The organism is Paenibacillus sp. MB22_1 (assembly GCF_047200555.1).
GTDB classification, from domain to species: domain Bacteria; phylum Bacillota; class Bacilli; order Paenibacillales; family Paenibacillaceae; genus Fontibacillus; species Fontibacillus phoenicis.
The window spans coordinates 1175536-1190764 of sequence record NZ_JBLADV010000001.1 but is presented as its reverse complement, the minus strand read 5'-3'; the positions used below and the strand labels follow the sequence as shown (position 1 = coordinate 1190764).

At 54.0% G+C, this 15229-nt stretch carries 14 protein-coding genes and 1 pseudogene; 4 read left to right on the top strand and 11 right to left on the bottom strand.

All coding sequences use genetic code 11. The annotated features are described in order from the left end of the window. Positions 1-66 precede the first annotated feature (66 nt). Complete coding sequence (locus ACL02P_RS05490; protein WP_412836924.1) at positions 67-987, bottom strand: MFS transporter; 921 nt, start codon at positions 985-987, stop codon at positions 67-69. 16 nt (positions 988-1003) lie between these two features. Next, a complete protein-coding gene (locus tag ACL02P_RS05485; RefSeq protein WP_311202268.1) occupies positions 1004-1375 on the bottom strand; it encodes an MFS transporter in 372 nt (123 codons plus the stop codon). A gap of 152 nt (positions 1376-1527) precedes the next feature. Here ACL02P_RS05485 and ACL02P_RS05480 point away from each other — a divergent pair, with 152 nt between their 5' ends. Beyond that, entirely contained in the window at positions 1528-2643 is a 1116-nt protein-coding gene (locus ACL02P_RS05480) for a DNA alkylation repair protein (RefSeq protein ID WP_412836923.1), read from the top strand. A gap of 92 nt (positions 2644-2735) precedes the next feature. Here ACL02P_RS05480 and ACL02P_RS05475 read toward each other — a convergent pair whose 3' ends face one another. Further along, the gene (locus ACL02P_RS05475; protein WP_260070777.1) at positions 2736-3449 is read right to left on the bottom strand and encodes a FadR/GntR family transcriptional regulator; all 714 of its coding nucleotides are present in this window, start codon (positions 3447-3449) and stop codon (positions 2736-2738) included. Between the two features lie 163 nt (positions 3450-3612). Here ACL02P_RS05475 and ACL02P_RS05470 point away from each other — a divergent pair. Together ACL02P_RS05470 and ACL02P_RS05465 are read left to right on the top strand one after the other, a co-directional pair. After that, positions 3613-4731, top strand: a pseudogene (locus tag ACL02P_RS05470) (FAD-binding oxidoreductase); the annotation flags it as partial. Continuing rightward, entirely contained in the window at positions 4700-5584 is an 885-nt protein-coding gene (locus ACL02P_RS05465) for a (Fe-S)-binding protein (protein ID WP_412836922.1), read from the top strand. The pseudogene ACL02P_RS05470 and the gene ACL02P_RS05465, both read left to right, overlap by 32 nt. A gap of 80 nt (positions 5585-5664) precedes the next feature. On the opposite strand, the gene ACL02P_RS05460 is transcribed toward ACL02P_RS05465, so the two are convergent. The 8 genes from ACL02P_RS05460 to ACL02P_RS05425 form a co-directional block, all read right to left on the bottom strand. Beyond that, positions 5665-6588: a BadF/BadG/BcrA/BcrD ATPase family protein gene (locus ACL02P_RS05460; protein ID WP_260070775.1), complete on the bottom strand. Its 924-nt coding sequence runs from the start codon at positions 6586-6588 to the stop codon at positions 5665-5667. 17 nt (positions 6589-6605) lie between these two features. Further along, positions 6606-7748, bottom strand: a complete 1143-nt coding sequence (locus tag ACL02P_RS05455; RefSeq protein ID WP_412836921.1) for an exo-beta-N-acetylmuramidase NamZ domain-containing protein — start codon at positions 7746-7748, stop codon at positions 6606-6608. Between the two features lie 41 nt (positions 7749-7789). Continuing rightward, entirely contained in the window at positions 7790-9010 is a 1221-nt protein-coding gene (locus ACL02P_RS05450; RefSeq protein ID WP_260070773.1) for an anhydro-N-acetylmuramic acid kinase, read from the bottom strand. Between the two features lie 16 nt (positions 9011-9026). Further along, positions 9027-9887: a carbohydrate ABC transporter permease gene (locus ACL02P_RS05445; protein WP_412836920.1), complete on the bottom strand. Its 861-nt coding sequence runs from the start codon at positions 9885-9887 to the stop codon at positions 9027-9029. 21 nt (positions 9888-9908) lie between these two features. Beyond that, positions 9909-10832 carry a carbohydrate ABC transporter permease gene (locus tag ACL02P_RS05440; RefSeq protein ID WP_412836919.1) on the bottom strand — a complete coding sequence of 308 codons (924 nt, stop codon included), beginning with the start codon at positions 10830-10832 and terminating at the stop codon, positions 9909-9911. Between the two features lie 84 nt (positions 10833-10916). Continuing rightward, positions 10917-12371, bottom strand: a complete 1455-nt coding sequence (locus ACL02P_RS05435; RefSeq protein WP_009225976.1) for an ABC transporter substrate-binding protein — start codon at positions 12369-12371, stop codon at positions 10917-10919. Between the two features lie 30 nt (positions 12372-12401). Beyond that, positions 12402-13316 carry an N-acetylmuramic acid 6-phosphate etherase gene (gene murQ, locus ACL02P_RS05430; RefSeq protein ID WP_009225975.1) on the bottom strand — a complete coding sequence of 305 codons (915 nt, stop codon included), beginning with the start codon at positions 13314-13316 and terminating at the stop codon, positions 12402-12404. A 200-nt stretch (positions 13317-13516) separates the two neighbouring features. Beyond that, a complete protein-coding gene (locus ACL02P_RS05425) occupies positions 13517-14380 on the bottom strand; it encodes a MurR/RpiR family transcriptional regulator (protein ID WP_036645902.1) in 864 nt (287 codons plus the stop codon). Between the two features lie 378 nt (positions 14381-14758). On the opposite strand from ACL02P_RS05425, the gene ACL02P_RS05420 reads away from it, so the two are divergent. Beyond that, positions 14759-15190: a VOC family protein gene (locus tag ACL02P_RS05420; protein WP_009225973.1), complete on the top strand. Its 432-nt coding sequence runs from the start codon at positions 14759-14761 to the stop codon at positions 15188-15190. Positions 15191-15229: the final 39 nt, after the last annotated feature.

Sequence of the window (15229 nt, the reverse complement as noted above, 5' to 3'; positions counted from 1 at the left end):
TAGCATTTTTGCAGGAAACAGGACAGGCCGGGGACGGTTTAATTTGTTTTTTCCGACCAGTAAGCTTTAAGCCGTTGCCGGCGGCTTCGTTTCGGTAGGGAAGGGATCGTCTGCATTCCGCAAGGCATCCGCTTTCCCTCGGTTTAGATTCAGTTTCATCACGACGGCGATTCCTAAGCCAAAAAACAGCAGCAACGACAAGATCCCCATGCGCGAATTGCCGGTAATTTGTCCAATGAGCCCAAAAGCAAACGTTCCAAAGATGGAAGAAAACTTACTTGTAATATTGACGAAACCAAAAAATTCGCCCGTCCGGTTCGGCGGCATCAGCTCACTTAGAATCGAGCGGGAAATCGATTGGCTGCCTCCCTGCACGAGACCCACCATCACGGCGAGAATATAAAAATGCAACGCGCTGCTCATGCCAAAGCCCAAGAGAACGATAACGACGTAGGTCCACAGCGTAGCGATCAACACGCGTTTGGGGCCGAGACGCGTTGCCGCTTTTCCAAGCAGGATGGTACTGGGAAATCCCACAAATTGCGTGATCAACAGGGCCAAAATCAAATCGCTCGTGCCAATCCCCAAGGTCGTGCCATAGATCGTCGCCATCAGGATAATCGTATTGATCCCATCATTGTAAAACCAGAAGGCCGCGATCATCCGAGACAGCTGCGGATAACGGCGAATATCCTTAAACGTACCGCCAAGCCGCTTGGAGGCGGCCCGCAGGTATCCTCCAGCGGTAAGGCCGGATGCTTGTTTCGGGAGGTTGGGTACGTTTCGCATCAACGGCAGCGAGAAGACAAGCCACCAAAACCCCACGGTCAAGAAAGAAAGCTGGGTGCCCGCAAGCTCATCCTTCATCCCAAACCATTGCGGCTGTTGGATCATCAGCAGGTTTACCGCCAGCAATATCCCGCCGCCGATATATCCGGCTGCATATCCTTTTGCCGAAACGTCATCCCGGTATGGCGAGGGTACCAAGTCAGGCAGCAACGCATCATAAGGTGAGGCTCCCGGAGAAGCCGACGGTGGTCACCACAAGTAAAGCTGAAGCAAGCAGCCAATCCCCCGGTCCGACGAGCGCGAACCCAAGCGTCCCTGCGATGCCAAGCAGCGCAAACCAGGTCAGGAACGTCGTTTTGCGGCCCGATAAATCCGCGATGGATCCCAACAAGGGAGAGATAATTGCCACCAGCGCCATGCCGATAGAATGCGTATAGGCCAAATAGGAAGCCGCAGTTGTTTCACTTAACCCTTGCGCAGCCACCCCGGCGTAAAAGATGGGCAGCACGGCAGCCAACACCGTCGTCGCATAAGCGGAATTGGCCCAATCATACAGAATCCAAGCACGGATTGCCGATTTATTCATTTGGGGCTTCCCCTTTCACTAACAAATGGTTAGATTATAATCAAATAACGTTAACTGCGTGTATCGTAATGGTTTGCGCTGAATTAAATCGTTATCGTAAAATAGACCCTTGAAACTTTCAACTTCAGTTTGGAATAGAACGGAGAATGGATATGGCTGATACGTTAAAATCGATTTATAGTGAGGAATTTCTGCGTGAATTCGGCAGCAAAGTGAAGGAGTCCTACGCTTCCTTCGATATGGAACGATTCGTGGCTGACGTGATGGACGAAACTTGGGACACCCTGGAGCTCAAGGCGCGGATGCGGCAGATCTCGTTAAAGCTGGGCGCTTTGCTGCCCGCAAGGTTTTCGGAAGCGCTTGACATCTTGTATGCCATTGATGAAACCTGCGTGGGGTTCCCCTACCTGTTCTTTCCCGATTTCGTTGAGGTGTATGGTAAGGCCGAATCGGACTGGGAGCTTGCAATGCAGGCGCTGGAGCGTTTTACATCGAAATCGTCCGCAGAGTTTGCCGTCCGTTCGTTTATTGAACGGGATCCCGAGCGGATGATGCGGCAGATGCTGGCATGGGCGAAGCATGACAATGAGCATGTACGCCGCTTGGCCAGCGAAGGCTGCAGGCCGCGCCTGCCTTGGGGACAAGCTTTGCCGATGTTCAAACGCGATCCGGCGCCGGTCCTGCCGATCCTGGAGCAACTGAAGGCCGATCCGAGCTTGTATGTCCGCAAGAGTGTGGCCAACAACCTGAACGACATCGCCAAGGACCACCCGGACTTGGTCCTGGAGATCGCCCGGCGCTGGAAAGGATCCCACCCGCACACCGACTGGATCATTCGCCATGGCTGCCGGACGCTGATCCGCCGCGGCGGTCCCGAGGTGCTGGAGCTGTTTGGTTACGCCACTGGCGAGGACAGCAAGCCTCTGGCAACCGATGCGTCGCTCGTCATCGAGCCAAACGCGCTGCGCATCGGCGATAGCAGCGAGCTCCGTTACGAGCTGACGATCCGTTCAGGTCAACCGGCCAAGGTGCGCATTGAATACGGCATCGATTTCGTCAAAGCCGGAGGTCGCACGTCGAGGAAGCTATTTTTGCTCTCGGACAGAACAGTTGCCGGCGGTTCACGCCTCAGCGGCTCCCGGCGGCATAGCTGGGCCGACTTGTCCACCCGCCGCCATTACCCCGGCGAGCACCGCATCGTGCTGCTGGTCAACGGCGTGGAAACGGCGGCAACCCATCTAATGCTGCAAGCTGGTGACGAAGCATAAGAAGTAATCTGGTTGAGCTTGTAATACTTATACGTCTTGAAATCTAAAGAAAGACCTGATCGTAATGATTCAGGTCTTTTCTGTGCTTGTATCTATTCAATGGATTCCGGGGCACCAGGCTTGTCCGAAGCTCCCATTAGCGCATGTCCTACCTTGGTCAAATGGGTCCGCATAAGGTCGGCCGCCGCACGCGGATTCTGTTCTCGGATCGCCTCCAGCATTTGGCGGTGCTCCTGGAACAGGCGGTGCGCCGATTCCTGCTCGCTGAACAGCCACAAGCTCCGGCTGTCGCGGATGGTACGCATCATCATGGCCGAGATACTTTCCATCATTTGACGGAGCAACGGGTTTTGCGTCGCCTTGGCAATTGCCAAATGAAAATTGACGTCATGCACCTGGCTAATTTCCTCGTTCCCGATCGCTTCCTCCATCAGACCAACGATCTCTGAGAGCTCAGCCAAATCAGCTTCACTCCGATGGAGTGCCGCCAGCTCGATGCTCCCGACCTCCAGAATGCTGCGCACCTCCAGCAGCTGCTGCAAGTCCTCGCGGTTCTTGATTTGCTGGGCCGCCATCGATTCCAACGCCTGCGCCCGGACGTAGGTTCCGCCTCCCTGCCTCGTCTCCAGCAGGCCCCGGGCTTTCAAATGGCTGATCGCTTCGCGGACTGTGGAACGGCCAACGCGATAGCGTTTGGCCATATTTTCGATCGTCTCCAGCTTCTCGCCCGGCTTCACCTTCCCGGTTTCAATGATCCGCTCCAGTTCCTCGGTGATGATTTCGTAATTTTTTTTGCCTAAATCCATGACTTCTCCCTCTTCCGACCGCAGCCTTCCTAAAAACAAACATCATTCTTAAATTACAGTCTATACAATTTACCAGCGATATGGTAGATTTATTTCAAATTTAAAATTCATCTGATGACCTGACTAATTATAAGTTTATACCAGAAAGCGGGAGGAATGTGAATTGATTAGTCCCGAAGTGAAAGCGCAGCTTCAAGCCCTCGTCGGCGACAAATGGGTGTTGGACCGCCCTGCCGAGCTGTATGCCTATTCCTACGATGCCACGCCGATGTACCAAGCCTTGCCTGACGCGGTCGTGTTTCCCGCCTCGGCTCAAGAGGTTTCCGGCATTTTGCAGTTGGCCGATACGCACCAGATTCCGATTATCACCCGGGGATCCGGCACCAATCTGGCTGGCAGCACCATTCCAACCCAAAGCGGGATCGTGCTCAACATGAACCGGATGAACCAAATCCACGAAATTGATACGGAAAATTTGACGGCGACGGTTGGCCCCGGAGTTGTAACCGCCAACCTGCATCAAGCCGTAGAAGCAATGGGCCTGTTCTATCCGCCAGACCCCGGGAGCATGCGGATTTCCACGATTGGCGGAAATATCGCCCAAGGGGCCGGCGGGATGCGCGGACTCAAGTATGGTGTAACGAAGGATTATGTCATGGGACTTGAATACGTGCTGCCTTCGGGCGAGATCCTGCGCTGCGGCGGGAAGAACGTCAAGGACGTCGCCGGCTATGATATGACACGGTTACTCGTTGGTTCCGAAGGAACGCTTGCCGTCATCACGGAGGTTACGCTCAAGCTGCTCCCCTTGCCGGAAACAAAGCGAACGCTGGTCGCTTATTACCGGAATCTGGTGGATGCGGCCAAAACCGTCGAAGCCATCATCGCCTCTAAAATTATCCCGGCCACCGTGGAGTTCATGGATCAAGGAACGATGAAGGTCGTGGACGATTTCGCGGGCCTCGGTCTCCCCTTGGAAATGAAGTCGATGCTGCTGATTGAACAAGACGGCCCGGCCGAGGTCGTTGACCGCGATATCGAGCGAATCGCTAGGATCGCCAAAGAACATGGCGCTGCCGGAGTAGAGGTGGCAAGCTCCCCGGAGGAAGGCGCGAAGCTGCTGGCCGCGCGGCGTGCGGCGTTGTCCGCCCTCTCTCGGCTCAAGCCAACCACGATTTTGGAGGACGCCACCGTTCCTCGCTCCCGTCTGGCGGAAATGGTGGAGGAAGTCGAACGGATCGCCGAGAAGTATGGATTGCAAATCTGTAAGTTTGGTCAATCGGACCGGCCTGATCCGGGTACTGCCTAAGGCGCTGCGCGAAATGCAAAAGGCGGTCGAAACGGTTGCTTCCCCGCGCGAGCGCCGCAAGCGGGAACAACGAATGAAAGCTGAAGGGGAAACCAAGCTGACAGTCGGATTGTTCACCGGCTGCGTGATGGACGTGATGTTCTTCGAGACAAATCAGGCAACGGCGCGGCTGTTAACGAAAGCCGGCTGCGACGTCGTGTTTGTCGAAGCGCAAAACTGCTGCGGGGCCATGCACGCCCATTCCGGCGAGATGGCCGGCGCCAAGGAGTTAGCCAAACGGAATATCGAGGCGTTTGAGCAGGCCGGCGTTGACTTCATCGTCAACAATGCCGGAGGCTGCGGGGCGGCGTTAAAGGAATACAGGCACTGGTTCAAAGGCGATCCGGTTTGGGAGGAACGGGCCAAGCGGTTTGCTGCCCGCAACCGCGACGCGAACGAGCTGCTGGCCGAGCTCCCTCCTCTCCAGTTCAGCAAGCCGCTGAATTGCAAAGTCACGTATCAAGATTCGTGCCATCTCGCCCACGGTCAAGGTGTGCGCAACCAGCCCCGTGAGCTGCTGCGCCGCATCCCGGGACTGGAGCTCGTTGAAATGCGCCAGCCGGATAGCTGCTGCGGCTCGGCTGGTACGTATAACCTTACTCAAATTGAGATGTCGATGCAGATCTTGGACGACAAGATGGAACAAGTCCAGGATACGAAAGCCCACCTCATCGTCACCTCCAACCCGGGCTGTCTGCTGCAAATGAAGCAAGGAATTCACCGAGCCGGCTTGAATGGGCAGATGGAAGCCGTGCATATTATGGATCTATTAGACCGGGCTCTGTAGGTTCTGCTGATCAGACCACATATAAAAGACGTTCCCCTGATGTAACCTTAAGGGAAACGCCTTTTGTGCGCCCGGGCGGCTTAGCCCCGCCCGGGTGCAAGCGCGCGCAGCGCCAGCATGACCGCGCCGTAGGCTGCGTCATGCTTGGGCAGCGTGCAGGTGAGCCTGGGGAAGCGCTCGTTCAGCGCTTCCCTGACGCCCGCCTGCACGTGCGCGCTGCGGAGCAGCACACTCCCGGCCAGCGCCAGTTCGCCCTCCTCCAGGGCGAGCCGGCTGGCCACGGGAGCGGCCATCTCCGCCAAAGCGATCGCGCTGCGCCGCGCGATCGCCAGCGCCGTGCTGTCGCCAAGCTCGCAGGCTGGCGACAGCAGCGGGGCCAGTGCGGCAATGTCCTTCTTGTTCGTGTCCTTGCTGTACACGAATCCGATAAGCTGCCGCACCGAATCGATCTCCAGCTGCGCATAGACCAGCTCCGTGATCGCCGTGGGGCCGCTTCGTCCGTCCGCCGCCCGGACGACCGCGCTCAGCAGCTCGCGGCCAATGGAATAGCCGCTGCCTTCGTCATCGATCAGGTGGCCGCAGCCCCCAGTTCGATGCGTTTCCCCGCGAGCGTTCCGCCCGAAGCAGATCGACCCGGTGCCGGCGATCAGGATCAGGCCGTGCGAGCGGTCTAATGCGCCGCACAAGGCGGTTTCGTGATCGCCAACCAGGTCGAGCCCGCCGCGGTAACCGCCGGATCGGATCAGCGACGTCAGCCGCTCCGCCGCGACAGGGTTGCTAATCCCCGCCGCACCGAGGCACATCTGCACGCAATGTTCTAGCCCTCCGCAAACCTCCGCTACGATCCGCAGCAGATGATCTAGCGTTTGTTCCACCGATCCGGCATCCTGACCGTTGAGATTAAGCGGACCGACGGCGAACGAGCGAACAACATTCCCCGTCTCATCCGCCACCGTCGCTTTCGTTTTGGTACCGCCGCCGTCGATGCCAACGACATATCTCATTTGAATCTAGCCTCCCCTCAGGCATAGAGGTGATATTGCTGCTTCATCGCAGCGAACGCCCGGCTCTCTTCCCGGAACTGCTCCAATAGCTCCGGAAGCGGCAAAGTCTCTTCGCGAAGCAGCTTGTCGCCGCTCAGCATATCGATGAACGACAAGCGGTTCTCCTTCATCGGCGGCAGGAAAGCAAACGCCTCATAGTTTCGACGAATCGTATCCAGTAGGATATATCCGGTCTCGACCGCTTGCAGCGCCCGAGGATCGGTCACATATAACTGGACGCCGCCGCAGAGCTCATCCTCGTGTTTGGACGTCGTTGGCTTAAAATACACCGGTCGGAACAACACGCCCGGCAAACGCTTCGCATTCATTTCCACCGCCAGTTTCTCCGGTTCAATATAAGGCGCGCCAATCATTTCAAACGGGAAGGTCGTGCCGCGCCCTTCCGATAGATTTGTCCCTTCAAACAAGCAGGTGCCCCCATACAATAAGGCGGTCTCGAACCGAGGTATATTCAGCGACGGGTGTACCCAGATCCGGCCGGTTTCCGGATAGAGCATGCTCCGGTTCCACCCCCGGCATGGGATCACATGCAGTTCGGCGTTCCAGCCCATTTGCTCGTTGACCATGCGGGCCACTTCCCCGGCAGTTAAGCCGTACCGCACGCAAAGCGGGTAGTTGCCGACAAAAGACTCAAACCCCGGCTTGAGCACATTGCCTTCCACCGTGACGCCATCCAGCGGATTTACCCGATCCAGCACAATAAAAGATTTGCCCGCTGCAGCACAATCCTCCAGCGCGTAAAGCAAGGTATAAATGTAAGTATAGTACCGTATGCCCACATCCTGAATATCATAGACGACCGCATCAACTTCCTCTAGCATCTCTGGTGTCAGCCGCTTGGAATCCTTCCGGTAAAGGCTATGTACCGGCACCCCCGTGATCGGATCGATATAGCTGTCTACCAGAGCACCGGCTGCCTGATCGCCGCGAACGCCATGCTCGGGCGAGAACAATGCCGTCAAATGAAACTCGTCATGCAGCACCTGAATCGTAGACACAAAGTCCGAGGTGAGGCCGGTCGGCGCTGTGATCAACCCAAGCCGATGGCCTTGCAGCAGCTTGGCATATTCCGAAAGCCGATCAATCCCGTTTTCAACCATGATGATGCCATCCTCTCTCATGAATTGACGTTGGCCAACTGTCATTCCCGCTCCGGAGGCGAATAACTGATCTTCCCCATCACCACAGGATGAGCCGCCCCGGTTACCCGCGGGAGATTGTTTGGCACCCCGTCCAGCGTGCAGCCGGCTAATAACGCAAACGCCACCGCCTCTTTGGCGTCGCTGTGAAACCCCAGATCCTCTTGAGTCATCACGGCAACCCCCATCGCATTCATCTCGTCCTGCAGCTTGCTCATCAGCACGGGATTATAGCTCCCGCCTCCCCCAACGATCAACACATCGGCCGCATGCTGGGCCCGGACAAACCGGCGATACCCTTCGCCGATCGTCCACGCCGTAAGCCGGGTGACGGTAGCCACCAAATCCTCTGCCGAAAGGCCATACCGGGCCTGATCCTCCAGCAGGCGATCCATGTAGGAAGCACTAAAAAGCTCTCGACCGGTTGACTTCGGAATCGGCTGCTGGTAATAGGGCTCGCGCTTTAATTCTTCAAGCAATCCAGCATGCACTTGGCCGCGCCGGGCCAGACTTCCGCCGACATCCATCGTTGCCGCTCCTTTCGTAAGCCGCGTCACCACCCCGTCGATCAACACGTTCCCGGGCCCCGTATCAAACGCATACACCTCATCGGGCCGGCAGTTTTGGGGAAGAACGGTCATATTGCCGATCCCCCCGATATTTTGCAGCAGCAGCGTCCGCTTCTCCTCCCGGTACAGCAAATATTCCGTATACGGCACAAGCGGAGCCCCTTGACCTCCCACCGCCATATCAGCGACGCGAAAATCGGAGACGCAAGGGATTCCCGTCCGGGCCGCGATCACAGCCCCTTCCCCGATTTGTACGGTATACCGTAAATCAAGGCCGTCCTCGCTACCCGCGTCCGGCGCATGATAAATGGTTTGGCCGTGGGAGCCGATCCAGGCGATATCGCCGGGGGTTAATCCCGCTTTCCGAATCACGGCCAGCGCTGCTTGGGCGAACAGCTCGCCTAGCCAAACGTTCAGACGGCCCACCCGGTCGATCGTCGCTTGCCGGGGATCAAACATCGCAAAGATCTCTGCTCGGACCTGATCCGGATAAGACGTGTTCTCATACGCCACCAGCTGGACTTCCGGTTTTTCGCTCCCATCAAGCTCACCGCGAATGGCCACCACGGCGGCATCGATGCCGTCGACCGAAGTTCCCGACATTAAACCAACCGCATAGCGGTAAGCCGCAGAGGTTCCGTTTGGACGTTCCATCTCCTCACCTCCATGTTCAACCCTTCACCGCTCCAACGGTGACGCCTTCCAGGAAATATTTTTGCAAGCTAAAGAACAAAACGAACATGGGCAAGGCCGAGATCGTTGCCCCCGCCATCATGGGAGCAAAATACGTGGTGTTCGCGAATCGGAAGTTTTTGAGCCCCACCTGAATCGTTTGCATGTCCATCGTGTTTGTCACAAGAAATGGCCAGAAGAACGTGTTCCAGCTATCCATAAAGGTTAAAATGGCCATGACCGCCATCACAGTTTTGGAGAGGGGGAGAACGATCTTGGTGAACATTTGAAGCTGGTTGCAACCTTCCACCTTCGCGCATTCCAAAATTTCCGTCGGAATGGAGGTCATGAACTGCTTGGCTAGGAAGATGTTGAATACCGTGACCAGTCCCGGCATAATCAACGCACTATACGTATTTTCAATTTGAAACACGTTAACGATCAAAATGTAAAGCGGCACTTGAGTCACTTGATACGGAATCATCATCGCGCAGAGCATAATCGAAAACAGCACCGATCTGCCGCGGAAACGGATTTTGGAGAAGGCGTAACCAGCCAAGGTCGCAAAGAGGACATTAGACACCATTACGCTGGTTGCCACAATCAGCGAATTTAACAGCCAGCGGTAGGAATACTCGCTATAGTCGAAGAAAAACTTGTAGGAATCCAGCGATATTTTGCCCGGCCACAACGAATAGCTTAAGGCCCCCGCTTCCACGGGATCACCGAAGGAGGAAATGATCATGAAGTAGATCGGAAACAGCGTCGCCAGCGCAAAAAGCAGAAGAACGATCATGAGCCCTGCGTTGCGGATTCGCCTCACGTATGGATGGCCGGTATGATTACTGTATAGTGCCATGGGTTCATCCTCCCTCCCACGCTAATATTCGATGTCGTTGCCCATAAATTTGAACTGGAGCAGGGAAATGCTTGCAATAATCACCGTTAGAATCAAGGATTGTGCCGCCGCCTCCCCGAATTCAAAATACTTGAAGGCATTGTTAAAAATTAGCAGCCCCACCATCGTGGTCGCGTTATCCGGACCGCCTCCAGTCATCAGATAGGCGTTCTGGAACACCTGGAAAGAACCGATTACGCCGGTCACCAGCAGGAACAACGTTGTTGGCTTGAGGCAGGGAATTACGATGTACCAGATCTTCTGGAGGAACGATGCCCCATCCAGCTCCGCCGCTTCATAGTAGCTATGATCAATGCCAAGCAGCGCCGCCAAATAGATGATAATGCTCGTGCCGTGACTGGACAGCCAGGCCATCAACACCAGCGAGAACATCGCCGTTGAGCTGGAGCCCAGCCAGTTCTGGTTCGTGATGCCAAACAAGCCTAGCAGCTGGTTTAAGATCCCGCTCGTCATTGGATCAAAGATCCATAGCCAGACAACCGACAGGGCTACACCGGATGCCACCGCCGGCAAATAATAGATCGCTTTAAAGGTCGTTTGCATTCCTTTACGCAGCGGATGGATCATGATGGCGATCACAAAAGACAGGAACAAAGAGACCGGAACGGTTAAAACGGTATAAACAATCGTGTTCTTGATCGATTTCCAAAATAAGCTGTCGGTGAAGGTGTTTGCATAATTCTCCCATCCGACAAACTGGGAACCCAGCGGTTTGTATTCCTGAAAACTGATAATCAAAGCGCTGATAACAGGATAGGCGGTAAATACGGCGTAGACGACCAGCGCCACGGCGATAAAAGCGTATGCCCAGCTCGTGTCTCCTTTGATCCGCAGCATCTTTCTTTTGGTTGGGCCTGTCGTCCGCATTTTTGCCAACTGGGCCATCGTGTCCAAACTCCTTTTCGCTAGTGTAAAAAAACGGTTCGGATAGCCGCAGACCTTCCCCACGGCTATCCGATCCTCCATTGGTTAGTCGATCACTACGCCGTCTTCCCCAAACATCTTGATCGCTTCTTTTTTGACGGCTTCGTACATTTCCTCCGGCGTAATCTCATCAGCCAACAAGGCTTGCAGCTTCGGAATGATCACTTCATCCTCCAGCTTGATCGCCTGGGCGCCAAGCTCCACCGGGATATCCGGACGTGCCGGATTGGCGTGGGATAACAAAGTTTCGACTGCGGCAACGTTATCCGGATTCCGGTTCACCGTCAGGTCCTTCGCCGCTTCTCTGCCGCTCTTGGTAATGTGAGCCGCAAACAGGTCATTGTTCGTCAATGCCGCTACTTTGCCGCTGGCTAGATAGTAGGCCGCCTTCACGACGTTAGCTTTATGCTCGGCGCTGGGTTCCTTCTTGCCGCGGAAGGTGACATAACCGTCCACGACTGTGCTGGAGACCGGCTCTTGACCTAGGAACGTGGGGACAGGAAGGACAATGTACTCAACCGGAATGCTGCCAGCGACCGCACTGCCGTCATTGGCCTTCAGCTTCTCATTGTTTTGATTTGCCGAGTTCTCGAAGGTGGCCAGCCCTTTCCCGGTAATCATCGTTTGACCGGTTAGGAACATGTTCCAGCGTTTGCCGGCATCGACGGAACTCAGCTCCTTCGGCATCGAGCCGTCATCGATCATTTGCCGTACCGCCTTCAGCACTTCCAAGTAATTTTTGCTGGTGTAAGCAAATTTCAGGTCCTTGGTGAACGCGGCTGGCATTCCGGCATTTTTGATAAGGATGTTCAGATAATCCTTGGCCGTCACCCCGGCTGTTGCGAACACGAAGCCGTACCGTTTGATCGTATCGCCTTCCTTCACGACGCCTTTTTTGATCGCTTCGCGGAACTCTTCGTACGTCCAACCGTTTTGCTGCACGCTTTTCCAATCGATTCCCGCTTCTTCAAGGAACTGCTTATTGCCGCCAAGGGCGTGAACCTCCATGTAGGCCGGGAACCCGTACAATCCATCCGCTTTCTTCATGTATTCGAGCGGCGTCGGATCAAAATCCGCGACCATTTCCGGGGTCACTGTATCGGTGATGTCCATCAACATCCCTTGCTGCACGTATTTGGAGATCCCATCCGATCCGATAAAGGCAATGTCTGGGGGACTGCCGGCGTTAACCTGCGTATCCAGCTTCTGCGTCATGTCCTCCCAGCTGGCCGGTTCAATCTTTAAGGTTAAATTGGGATAAAGGGCGTTGAAGTTCTTCTCGATTTCCTCAAAACGACTTTGGAAGTTGCCAGAAACCGGCGGGAGTAACGCGGTGATCGTGTCTTTGGCCTCGGCAGGCGCTTCAGCGGCGCCATTCGTGTTGTTGGGAGCGGCGGAATTGCCGCCGTTCGCGGCTTTGTTCCCCGACCCGCATGCCGTCAATAAGCTGATCGACATGGTTAATGCCAATACGGATGCCAATACATGCATTTTTCTCATAGCAAAAAATCCTCCCCCTGGATTATCGTGCTAAACCACTTTGTTTTGTGTGCGAATAGCCAGCTTGAGATTTCCGTCACACTCGCTTAATACGCGCTCGGCCTCCTTGGCCTCCATCCCCGTCTTAATCATCAGGATCGCAAGCTTGCAGTTCAGCGATGCCTCTTCCAGCACTTTCGCAGCGGTTGCGCTGTCGACGCCGGTGGCGATTTTGAGGATGCGGATGGAACGGTCATACAACTTCTTGTTGCTAGCCTTCAAGTCCACCATCAGGTTATTGTACGTTTTCCCCAGCTTCACCATCGTGCAGGTCGTGAGCATGTTAAGCACCAGCTTCTGCGCCGTTCCCGCCTTCAGACGGGTTGAACCCATAATCGCTTCCGGCCCTACGACAGGTGAGATACAAATATCGCAGACGGCCTCCAGCTTGGATGCCTTGTTGTTGACGATGCCAATGGTCGTCGCCCCCAGCTCGGCAGCTTTCTTCAGGCTGGCGATGACGAAGCTGGCGCTGCCGCTGGCAGAAATACCGATCACAGCATCCTTGTTCGTCACCCCAAGCCGTTCGATTAATGCGATCCCCTCCTCTTCGTTATCCTCATAACCTTCGACAGCTGCTCTTAAAGCGATGTCTCCACCAGCGATATGCCCTTGCACCAGCTCAGGATCAACGCCGAAGGTTGGTGGACATTCCGAAGCATCCAGCACCCCCAATCTACCAGAAGTTCCTGCCCCGATATAAAACATTCTCCCCCCCTGCATCAGCAGTTGGTGCAGAAGATCCACCGCCTTGGTGATCTGCGGAATTTCCGCAGCAACGCAGGCGGGCACCGTGGCATCCTCCCGATTCAGCAGACGCAGCATTTCTTCGGTCGAGCATTCATCAATCCTTAGCGTGTTCTGGTTGATAGCCTCCGTCGTCAGACCTGCATAATATTCTTCCATGGCGTCTTCATTCTCCTCACTGATGATCTGGTTTGATCCACCCTTTACTTGAGTCTTAGTTTACGGTGGTAAACTTTACCCCGTCAATAGTTTTTGAAATAAAATTTTACTATGTAATATATTTTTGATTTTTTACTCCTTTTTTCAACAAAAAAAGACATTGGATCGTCAGGATCCCATGTCTCGTGGAGTTGATACTCTTATCTTTTGTGTTTCGCGGCTAAAATACTGTGCGTTTTGGTCAAATACTTCTTCACATTTTGATATTCCGCACTGGCCACCCCAGCAAACAGCATATCAATGATCGTTAGCATCGCAATCCGGGAACCCATCGCCCCGCTACGCATGGTGATCTCGGGTGTGGAAATGCCAAGCAGGATATCCGCCTTATCTGCAAGCTCACTTTTGTTGTATTTGGTAATGGCGACGGTCGTAGCGTTGTTCTTCTTGGCAATCTCCAGTGTCTCTATGATTTCCAAGGTATTTCCGGAGTTAGAGACGAAGATGGCAACGTCACCTTTGCCAAGCAATGTCGCCGCGGTCAACTGACTGTGCCCATCGGTGTACGAATGACACATTTTATTAATTCGTGAAAATTTCTGTTCCCCGTCCTGACACACCAATCCGGAGGCGCCGATCCCAAAGAACACAATGCGGTTGGAGGCACGCAGCGCTTTAACGGCACGGGCAACCTCACCGCGATCCAGCACGCTTAACGTATCCTCAATGGACTTCATATTGTTGCGCGAAATGTTGGCGATAATCGTATCCAGGTCGTCGCCCGGTTGGATATCCGTGTACTGGTCCTTCCGCTCGTCGTCCATCGAGCCAAGCGCCGCTGAAATACTGACGATAAAGCTACGGTAACCGCTGTATCCCATCGTTTTGCAGAACCGAAGCACAGAAGCATCGCTTGTTTTGCTCAGCTTGGCCAAGCTTTTGATCGACAGGTGGGGAATGTCTTCCGTATTAGCGAGAATATATTCCGCTACCATGCGCTCGACCGGCGTCAGATTCTCCTTCATATCGCGAATCTTGATCAGGATATTATCATGAATAGCCATCATTCATTACCTACTTCACTATTTGGATATATTTACTAGACTTGCAATCATATCTTAAGCGCAAAGCTGACAAAAAACAAGCAAACCATGTGAATTTTTTTGGAAATTCATTTCATTCGTTTGAAATTATATTTTAAAGTTATAACATCTTTATGATATTAATTTACGAATTATATTATCGCAATGTAAACAAAAAGTCTCTATCTTACTGAATATATCCCTTATCTCTCATCAAATGTTCTTTCTAAAATAGTGTAAATAAATTGGAGTTAATATCTCCCAGTAATGGATTTTGTCTGATTCGAGTTCGCGGATTCTGGGTATGATGTAAGGGAGTCAAATGTGAATAAGCGAACGATTTTAAGGGAGGAGATTGATATGCCGATTGACGCATATTTGTATTTCGACGGCAACTGCCGTGAAGCGGTTGAGTTTTACGCCCAGGCGTTTGGCGTGGAGCGGCCGCAAATCATGACCTACGGCGAAGCGCACTCCGCAGAGCCGGATTATACGCTTCCTGAAGAGGCGAAGGATCGGGTCATGCACGCCAACTTGAAGATAAGCGGCAGCAACCTGATGTTCTCCGATGTGTTCCCGGGTTCCCCTTATACCGTTGGAACCAATATCAGTTTGGCGCTGATCAGCACCAATCGGGAGGAAATCACTACCGCGTTTGAGCGCCTCAAAGAAGGCGGCTCGGTTAAAATGGAGCTGCAAGAAACGTTCTGGAGCCCTTGTTACGGCAACCTAAAGGACAAATACGGCATCGAATGGCAGCTCAGTTATGACGACGGGAGAAACAGCAAGTAAACCTGCCATTTCTATCCCAAGTAGTACGAACAAAAAAAC